Origin of the sequence: Bacillus sp. TL12 (genome assembly GCF_022625245.1) — a bacterium.
In the GTDB taxonomy this organism is placed as follows: Bacteria; Bacillota; Bacilli; order Bacillales; family Bacillaceae_G; genus Bacillus_A.
The window spans coordinates 49358-58834 of record NZ_JAJJBY010000028.1 but is presented as its reverse complement, the minus strand read 5'-3'; the positions used below and the strand labels follow the sequence as shown (position 1 = coordinate 58834).

General features: G+C 36.9%; 8 protein-coding genes. All 8 read left to right on the top strand.

The genetic code is table 11. The features are described from left to right. Positions 1-201 precede the first annotated feature (201 nt). Entirely contained in the window at positions 202-663 is a 462-nt protein-coding gene (locus tag LOK41_RS21000; RefSeq protein ID WP_241818117.1) for a CtsR family transcriptional regulator, read from the top strand. A gap of 148 nt (positions 664-811) precedes the next feature. Beyond that, positions 812-1360 carry a protein-arginine kinase activator protein McsA gene (gene mcsA, locus LOK41_RS20995; RefSeq protein WP_174102802.1) on the top strand — a complete coding sequence of 183 codons (549 nt, stop codon included), beginning with the start codon at positions 812-814 and terminating at the stop codon, positions 1358-1360. Between the two features lie 4 nt (positions 1361-1364). Beyond that, the gene (gene mcsB, locus LOK41_RS20990) at positions 1365-2429 is read left to right on the top strand and encodes a protein-arginine kinase McsB (RefSeq protein WP_241818116.1); all 1065 of its coding nucleotides are present in this window, start codon (positions 1365-1367) and stop codon (positions 2427-2429) included. 22 nt (positions 2430-2451) lie between these two features. After that, complete coding sequence (gene clpC / locus LOK41_RS20985) at positions 2452-4887, top strand: ATP-dependent protease ATP-binding subunit ClpC (protein ID WP_241818115.1); 2436 nt, start codon at positions 2452-2454, stop codon at positions 4885-4887. A gap of 95 nt (positions 4888-4982) precedes the next feature. Next, positions 4983-6359, top strand: coding sequence for a DNA repair protein RadA (gene radA / locus LOK41_RS20980; protein ID WP_241818114.1), 1377 nt, complete (start codon positions 4983-4985; stop codon positions 6357-6359). A gap of 3 nt (positions 6360-6362) precedes the next feature. Beyond that, on the top strand, positions 6363-7436 hold the full coding sequence (disA, locus tag LOK41_RS20975) for a DNA integrity scanning diadenylate cyclase DisA (RefSeq protein WP_174102806.1): 1074 nt from the start codon (positions 6363-6365) through the stop codon (positions 7434-7436). A gap of 162 nt (positions 7437-7598) precedes the next feature. Further along, positions 7599-8717: a PIN/TRAM domain-containing protein gene (locus LOK41_RS20970; protein WP_241818113.1), complete on the top strand. Its 1119-nt coding sequence runs from the start codon at positions 7599-7601 to the stop codon at positions 8715-8717. Positions 8718-8733: 16 nt separating this feature from the next. Continuing rightward, the gene (gene ispD, locus LOK41_RS20965; protein WP_241818112.1) at positions 8734-9417 is read left to right on the top strand and encodes a 2-C-methyl-D-erythritol 4-phosphate cytidylyltransferase; all 684 of its coding nucleotides are present in this window, start codon (positions 8734-8736) and stop codon (positions 9415-9417) included. Positions 9418-9477: the final 60 nt, after the last annotated feature.

The window sequence follows — 9477 nt, the reverse complement described above, 5'->3', positions numbered from 1 at the left end:
TATTAAGACGAGTCATTTTGACTCGTCTTTTTTGTATATTTTTTTATTTTATATTAAATTCTATTTCATAAAATATGCACTCCATGATTAAAGGGCAAAAATTTTGGCTAGGATAGTGAAGAAGCAAAAGAGTTGCAAATTTCTTTAATACGTATATAATTAAAGTCAAAGATAGTCAAAGTCAATAAAGGTGGCGGATAAATGAGAAATATATCTGATATCATTGAGCAATATCTAAAGCAAGTTATTGACTTAAGCAATAATAATGTGATTGAGATTAAGAGAAATGAGGTTGCGGACCGATTTGATTGTGTTCCGTCTCAAATTAATTATGTAATCAATACTCGTTTTACGTTAGAAAGAGGATTTGTAGTGGAAAGTAAACGGGGCGGAGGAGGTTACATTCGCATTATCAAAGTCAAATTGCATGACGATATAGACATTATTGATCAAATGCTTCATATGATTGAGCATAGTATTACGCAAGGAAATGCGGAGAGTATTATTATACGATTAGTGGAAGAAGATATTGTAACAAATCGAGAAGCAAAACTTATGCTGAGCGTATTAGATCGATCTGTATTATTAATGGATTTACCCTCTCGAGATGAACTTAGGGCTCGAATATTATGCGCAATGTTAAGAACAATGAAATATAAATAAATACAGCTTTTGTTAAGAAATGTTTTTAGCGGTAATTCATTTTATAGTGGGACTTTTTACAGACAAGATTAAGTGAATAAAATAATCTAGTGATGTATAAAAAGTATCATGAGGTAGATCGTTCCTGTTGTAAAGGTGGGGATATAAGATGACTTGTCAAATTTGTAATATAAGACCAGCAGCTTTACATTATACAAAAGTGATAAACGGACAAAAGACGGAAGTTCATCTTTGTGAGCAATGTGCAGAGCAAAATGGCTATACGTCTTTCTTTCAATCACCACAATCTAGTTTTTCCTTTCATGACTTATTAGCTGGATTGTTACATGGAGAACCATCAATGTTTGAAAATCAAGAAGGTGGCTTTTCGGATACAAGGGTGTTGCGATGTCCAACTTGTAATATGACATATAACCAATTTGCAAAAGTGGGTCGCTTTGGATGTGCTTCTTGTTATGAGACGTTTAAGGAACAATTAAAGCCAATGTTGAAGAGGCTTCATGGTGGCCATACACAACATCGTGGAAAAATTCCGGAGCGCATGGGAGGAAATATTCATCTAAAGAAAGAATTAGATGAACTAAAACTAAAGTTAAAGCAATATGTACAAAAAGAAGAATTTGAAAAAGCAGCCGAAACGCGTGATCAAATTCGAAGTATTGAAAATCAGCTTAGTGGGCATAGAGAGGGGGAATAATTCTATGTCGCTGGATCGTATTATGAATGAAGCAATTAGCCCGTGGATGAGGGGAGATGGCCCTGATTCTGATATTGTTTTAAGTAGTCGCATTCGTTTGGCTCGTAATTTAAAAGATTACCATTTCCCTATTATGCAAACGGATGAAGAAGCTAAGCAGATTACTAATTTATTTCAAAAGAAGTTTGTAAATCAGAAAGTGAAATCCTTTGGGCATTTTGAACTATTAAAAATGAATGAACTAAAACCGCTTCAGCGAAGGGTTTTAGTAGAAAAGCATTTAATTAGTCCTAATCTTGCTGGAACAGAATTTGGAGCTTGTCTACTATCAGAAAACGAACATATAAGTGTAATGCTTAATGAAGAAGATCATGTGCGAATTCAATGTTTGTTCTCGGGATTGCAATTATCAGAGGCACTGCAAAGCGCAAATAAAATGGATACTTGGATTGAAGAAGCAGTTGAATATGCTTTTGATGAATCGCTTGGCTATATTACGAGTTGCCCTACAAATGTTGGAACAGGATTACGCGCTTCCGTGATGTTACATTTACCAGCGCTTGTTTTAACGAAACGGATCAATCGTATTATACAAGCAATTCAACAATTAGGTTTAGTTGTAAGAGGAATATACGGTGAAGGTAGCGAAGCCTTAGGTAATATATTTCAAGTTTCTAATCAAATGACACTTGGAAAATCAGAAGAAGATATTATAGCAGATTTAGAGAGTGTCGTTCATCAGCTTATACAACAAGAGAAAGTAGCTCGAGAATTGATTAAGGAAAATTCAAGTATTGAACTTGAAGACCGCGTGTATCGTTCTTATGGTGTATTGGCTAATAGTCGATTAATTCAATCGGCAGAGGCAGCTACTTGTTTGTCAGATATGCGGCTAGGTATTGATCTTGGTTATATAAAAAATATATCAAGAAATATTTTAACAGAGTTGATGGTATTAACTCAGCCAGGAATTTTACAGCAATATGCGGGCGGTCCTTTAAGCCCCGAAGAAAGAGATTATCGAAGAGCAACATTAATCCGTGAACGATTACGAATTGAACAAAATTGAGCGCAAGTAGGAGGCGATTTCTATGATGTTTGGAAGATTTACAGAACGAGCACAAAAAGTATTAGCTTTATCTCAAGAAGAGGCAATTCGCATTGGACATAATAATATTGGGACAGAACATATTTTACTTGGGCTTGTACGCGAAGGAGAAGGAATTGCAGCTAAAGCGCTAATTGCCCTTGGATTAAGTCCAGAGAAGGTACAAAAAGAGGTAGAGGGATTAATTGGTCGTGGAACAGAGATGTCTCAAACTGTTCATTATACGCCACGTGCAAAAAAAGTAATTGAGTTATCGATGGATGAGGCTCGTAAGCTTGGTCATTCTTATGTCGGAACGGAACACATTTTACTAGGATTAATCCGTGAAGGAGAAGGTGTTGCGGCGCGTGTTTTAAATAATTTAGGTGTAAGTTTAAATAAAGCAAGACAACAAGTATTGCAGCTCCTTGGAAGTAATGAAGCTACATCAGGCCATCAAGGTGGTGCATCAGCCAATGCAAATACACCAACACTTGATAGTTTAGCGCGAGATTTGACAGTTGTTGCACGTGAAGGACGTTTAGATCCTGTTATTGGCCGTAGTAAAGAGATTCAACGTGTTATTGAAGTGTTGAGCCGCAGAACTAAGAATAACCCAGTATTAATTGGAGAACCTGGAGTAGGTAAAACAGCAATTGCTGAGGGCTTAGCACAGCAAATTGTAAATAATGAAGTTCCAGAAACATTACGGGATAAGCGTGTTATGACATTAGATATGGGTACAGTTGTTGCTGGTACAAAGTATCGTGGTGAATTTGAAGATCGCTTAAAGAAAGTAATGGATGAAATTCGACAAGCGGGCAATATTATCTTGTTTATCGATGAACTTCATACATTAATTGGTGCAGGTGGTGCAGAAGGTGCGATTGACGCATCTAATATTTTGAAACCGTCATTAGCGCGTGGTGAATTACAATGTATTGGAGCAACAACATTAGATGAGTATCGTAAATACATTGAAAAAGATGCAGCATTAGAAAGACGTTTCCAACCAATTCACGTTGACGAACCGAGCTTAGAAGAATCGATTCAAATTTTAAAAGGACTACGTGATCGTTATGAAGCACATCACCGTGTTTCTATTACAGATGATGCAATTGATGCAGCTGTAAAACTTTCGGATCGTTATATTACAGACCGTTTCTTACCTGATAAAGCAATTGACTTGATTGATGAAGCTGCTTCAAAAGTGCGCTTACGTTCTTATACAACACCACCAAATTTAAAAGAACTTGAAGTGAAGCTTGAAGAAATTAGAAAAGAAAAGGATGCAGCTGTACAGAGCCAAGAGTTTGAAAAGGCAGCTTCTTTACGTGATATGGAACAACGTTTACGTGAAAAATTAGAAGATACAAAACGTCAGTGGAAAGAGCAGCAAGGAAAAGAAAACTCAGAAGTAACAGTAGAAGACATTGCGAATGTTGTTTCTACGTGGACGCGTATTCCGGTTTCTAAGCTTGCACAAACAGAAACAAATAAATTATTGAATCTAGAATCTATTTTACATGACCGAGTAATTGGCCAAGACGAAGCTGTTGTTGCTGTAGCGAAAGCAGTACGCCGTGCACGAGCAGGTTTAAAAGATCCAAAGCGTCCAATTGGTTCATTTATTTTCTTAGGACCGACTGGTGTAGGTAAAACAGAATTAGCAAGAGCGTTAGCGGAATCTATGTTCGGTGATGAAGATGCGATGATTCGAATTGATATGTCTGAGTATATGGAGAAACATTCTACCTCTCGCTTAGTGGGATCTCCTCCAGGATATGTTGGATATGAAGAAGGTGGCCAATTGACTGAAAAGGTTCGCCGTAAACCATATTCTGTTGTTCTATTAGATGAAGTAGAAAAAGCTCATCCAGATGTATTTAATATTTTACTGCAAGTACTAGAAGACGGACGGTTAACAGATTCTAAAGGGCGTACAGTTGATTTCCGTAATACAATTGTTATCATGACATCTAACGTTGGTGCGGAAGCGCTAAAACGCAATAAACATCTTGGCTTTAACGTACAAGATGAAGGCCGTGATTACTCGGATATGAAGGGTAAAGTAATGGATGAATTGAAAAAAGCATTTCGTCCAGAATTCTTAAACCGTATTGATGAAATTATTGTATTCCATATGCTTGAGAAAAAACATATTCAAGAGATTGTAACGCTTATGGTTAATCAACTAGTGAATCGATTAAAAGAACAAGAGATTGAATTAGAGTTAACAAGCAAAGCGATTGAAGCAATTGCTGATAAAGGGTTTGATCGTGAGTATGGTGCTCGTCCACTTCGCCGAGCAATTCAAAAACATGTGGAAGATCGATTATCAGAAGAGCTTCTAAAAGGAACAATTGAGAAAGGTCAAAAAGTTGTCTTTGATGCTGAAGGAGAATCATTTGTCATTCGCAGTGCAGAAAAGGTAAAATAAGTATAGACAAACGAAGAGGGCTAAATCATAGCCCTCTTTCTTGTACAAGAAGGATACATGTTTACATATGAAAGTGAAGTGAAGTAAAAAATAAAATGGCTAAAAAGAAAACGAAATTTACATGTCAAGAATGTGGTTATCAGTCACCAAAATATATGGGGAAGTGCCCTGGATGCGGGCAATGGAATACGCTTGTTGAAGAGATGGAACAAGTTGTATCATCAAGACGCATTAATTATGCAAATGCGATTCAAACGGAAGTAACAAAGCCAAGGCGCCTTACAGAAGTGGAAACAAAATCAGAGGCACGGATTGAAACAAAATTTCAAGAATTTAATCGTGTACTCGGTGGAGGAATTGTTGATGGATCCCTCGTACTTATTGGGGGAGACCCTGGAATTGGAAAATCAACATTATTACTACAAATATCATCGCAATTAGCAGATTCTTCGTATGATGTATTGTATATATCTGGTGAAGAATCGGCAAAACAAATTAAACTTCGTGCAGATCGTCTACATGTAAACGGGAGCAATTTATTTGTTGTTTCGGAGACAGATTTACAGAGAATTGCGGCACATATTGATGAAATGAATCCTTCCTTTGTTGTCATTGATTCCATTCAAACAATTTATTTACCAGAAGTAACTTCAGCTCCAGGAAGTGTTTCGCAAGTACGTGAATGTACAGCAGAACTGATGAAGCTTGCAAAAACGAAAGGGATTCCAATTTTTATCGTAGGACATGTAACGAAAGAAGGCGCAATTGCAGGACCACGTATGTTAGAACATATGGTGGATGCTGTTCTTTATTTTGAGGGAGACCGTCATCATACATACCGTATTTTACGGGCAGTTAAAAATCGTTTTGGTTCTACGAATGAAATGGGTATATTTGAAATGAAAGAATTAGGTCTTGCGGAAGTATTAAATCCTTCTGAGATATTTCTAGAAGAGAGACCTGTTGGAGTTGCTGGTTCTACGGTTGTTGCTTCTATGGAAGGAACGAGACCAGTTTTAGTAGAAATCCAAGCGTTAATTTCCCCTACTAGCTTTGGAAATCCAAGAAGGATGGCTACAGGGATTGATCATAATCGTGTATCGCTTATTATGGCAGTATTAGAAAAAAGAGCAGGCTTATTATTACAAAACCAAGATGCTTATTTAAAGGTTGCTGGAGGATTACGATTGGATGAACCAGCAATTGATTTGGCGGTTGCTTTAAGTATTGCATCGAGTTTTCGAGATAAGTCCACGGCACCAACCGATGCTGTAATAGGAGAAGTTGGGTTAACGGGAGAAGTAAGAAGGGTATCGAGAATTGAACAACGAGTACAAGAAGCGGCTAAATTAGGATTTCAGCGCGCCATCATCCCGCGAAAAAATTTAGGGGGTTGGACAATTCCTGACGGGATTGAAGTAGTCGGTGTCTCTAATTTAGGAGAGGCGCTTCGTTTGACATTAGGAGGCTAGGCTATGGAAGAAAACAAGCAACGTGTCAAAAGTATGATTAATATTTTACAGCTTGTTGCACCAGGGACACCTTTGCGAGAAGGAATAGATAATGTACTTCGCGCGCAAACAGGTGGCTTAATTGTCCTTGGATATAACGATCAGATTAAAAGCATTGTTGATGGAGGATTTCATATTAATTGCGCATTCTCTCCTGCTAGTTTATACGAACTAGCAAAAATGGATGGAGCTCTTATTTTAAATGAGACGGGTAGTAAAATTTTAATTGCAAATGCACAATTGGTTCCCGAGTCATCCATTGATTCCATTGAAACAGGAATGCGCCATCGTACAGCAGAGCGTGTAGCGAAGCAAACGGGAAGTCTTGTTGTGGCTATTTCACAAAGACGTAACGTAATTACGCTATATCAAGGAAGTTTACGTTATACCTTAAAAGACATAGGTGTTATTTTGACAAAGGCAAATCAAGCGATTCAAACTTTAGAAAAATATAAGGCAGTATGGAATGATGGTATTACGAATTTGGGTATTCTAGAGTTTGAGGAAGTTGTTACGATGTCTGAAGTGGTCCATGTCTTACATAGCGTCGAGATGGTCCTTCGTATTAAGAATGAAATTTTAAGTTATATTCATGAATTAGGAACGGAAGGTAGACTTATTCGTTTACAACTTACTGAGCTATTGGCAGATTTGGAAGCAGAGGCAGCATTATTAATTAAAGATTACTATCAAGAGAAGACACAGGATCACTATCAAATTTTGAAAAAATTGCAGGAACTTGCCAATACACAGCTTTTAGAAGATAGTGATTTAGTGAAATTGCTTGGTTACCCAGGGCAAATGAGCTTAGAGGAAAGTGTTACACCAAGAGGATATAGGATTACAAGTAAAATTTCTAGGGTACCTCCTCTTATTATTGAAAACTTAATTAATCGATTTAAAACATTGCAAGGTGTTTGTCGTGCGAGTATTAACGATTTAGATGATGTAGAAGGAATTGGAGAAGTTCGGGCGAAAAAAATACGAGAAGGTTTAAAACGAATCCAAGAGCATTTATATATGAGTAGACACAATTAAGAATATTACATTGATTTCATAATATAACGACACTAGCACATTTTTGGTATATGATATGATATATTGGTAAATAAAACAATTTATGAAAAGAGACACGTCCGCTTTTGCATTCGGCGTTTTGATTAGCAAAACAATGGTTAATAATGAGTAGGAGGTGGTTGGATGTTAAAACGGATCGTACAGCTCTTCTTTTTAGTAATCGGGGGAGCATTAGGGATTTATTTAATCCCGAAAGTTATTAATGTATTGGACATTGGAGCGGTTCCTTTACTTGAAGGTTCATATGTTCGTGCAATTATTGGTGCAATTATTTTATTCTTAACAACATTTTGGCTCGTAGATTATATTGTTCAGCTTATTAAACATATTGAAGAAGCCCTTGTAAAGGCACCTGTAACAGATGTTTTATTTGGTACGCTAGGGTTAATTTCGGGTCTTATTGTTGCATATTTAATTTTGATACCAATTCGTGAATTCACAATTCCAGTCATTAGCACTGTATTACAAATCTTCTTTACACTTTTACTTGGTTACTTAGGATTCCAAGTAGGATTTAAAAAGAGAAACGAATTGTTAGGGTTATTTACATTACCACAACGAGGCGGTAAGAAGAAAAATAGCAATAGTGAGAATGAAGAGGTTGAAACAGAAACAGGAGTAGAAAAATCTTCTACGCATTGGAAAATTCTTGATACTAGCGTAATTATTGATGGACGTATTGCAGATATTTGTCAAACAAAGTTTCTAGAAGGAACAATTGTGATTCCTCAGTTTGTATTAGAAGAGTTGCAGCATATTGCTGATTCTTCGGATGCATTAAAGCGTAATAGAGGACGTAGAGGATTAGATATTTTAAACCGTATTCAAAAAGAGATGCCAATTCCGGTAGAGATTTATGAAGGCGATTTCGAAGACATTCAAGAAGTGGACAGCAAGCTTGTGAAATTAGCAAAGATAACTGGTGGTACTGTTGTCACGAATGATTTTAACTTAAATAAGGTTTCTGAACTACAAGGAGTAACGGTTCTGAACATCAATGATTTAGCAAATGCGATTAAACCGGTTGTGCTCCCTGGTGAAGAACTAAGTGTTTATGTTGTCAAGGATGGAAAAGAACAAAATCAAGGTGTTGCTTATTTAGATGATGGTACGATGATTGTAGTAGAAGACGGTAGAGAATATGTTGGTTCACAACTTGATGTACTCGTTACGAGTGTACTACAGACATCTGCTGGTCGCATGATTTTTGCAAAGCGTAAGTTATTAGAAAAAGCATTATAAGTAGAGGATTATTAGCATGTATACATTAATTATTCCGGCTGCAGGCCAAGGGAAGCGAATGGGTGCTGGTAAAAATAAATTATTTTTGCTTATTAATGAAGTTCCTATTATTGTGCATACATTACGCGCCTTTGAAAAAGATAAAGCATGTAAAAATATTGTTATGGCAATTAATAAAGAAGAACGCCCTTATTTTGAAGAGTTAATACGGAAGTATCATATTCTGAAGGATGTGCAGTTTATTCAGGGCGGAGCTGAAAGACAAGATAGCGTGTATAACGCTGTTCAACATGTGAAGGATGTTGATTACGTTCTTGTACACGATGGGGCACGTCCATTTGTAACGAATAAAATGATTCGTGCCGTATTAACTACAGCGAAGCAGAAGGGTGCTTCTATTTGTGCAGTACCTGTTAAAGATACGGTAAAAAAAGTAGAACAGAATACGGTTGTTGAAACAGTTGAACGCTCTCAATTAAGAGCGGTACAAACACCACAAGGGTTTTCGGTTCCTCTTTTACTAGAGGCGCATAGGAGTGCGAAGCAAGGGTGCTTCCTCGGTACAGATGACGCAAGTCTTGTAGAACGTATAGGAAAAGAAGTAGGCGTAGTAGAGGGTAGTTATTACAATATTAAAGTGACAACACCAGAAGATCTATTAATTGCTGAAAGTTTCCTGCGTGTTCAGAAGGAACAATAGTGATGGTATAATATTAAGAAAAGCTCGGTAATTACCGAGCTTTTCTTAATAGATTCATCG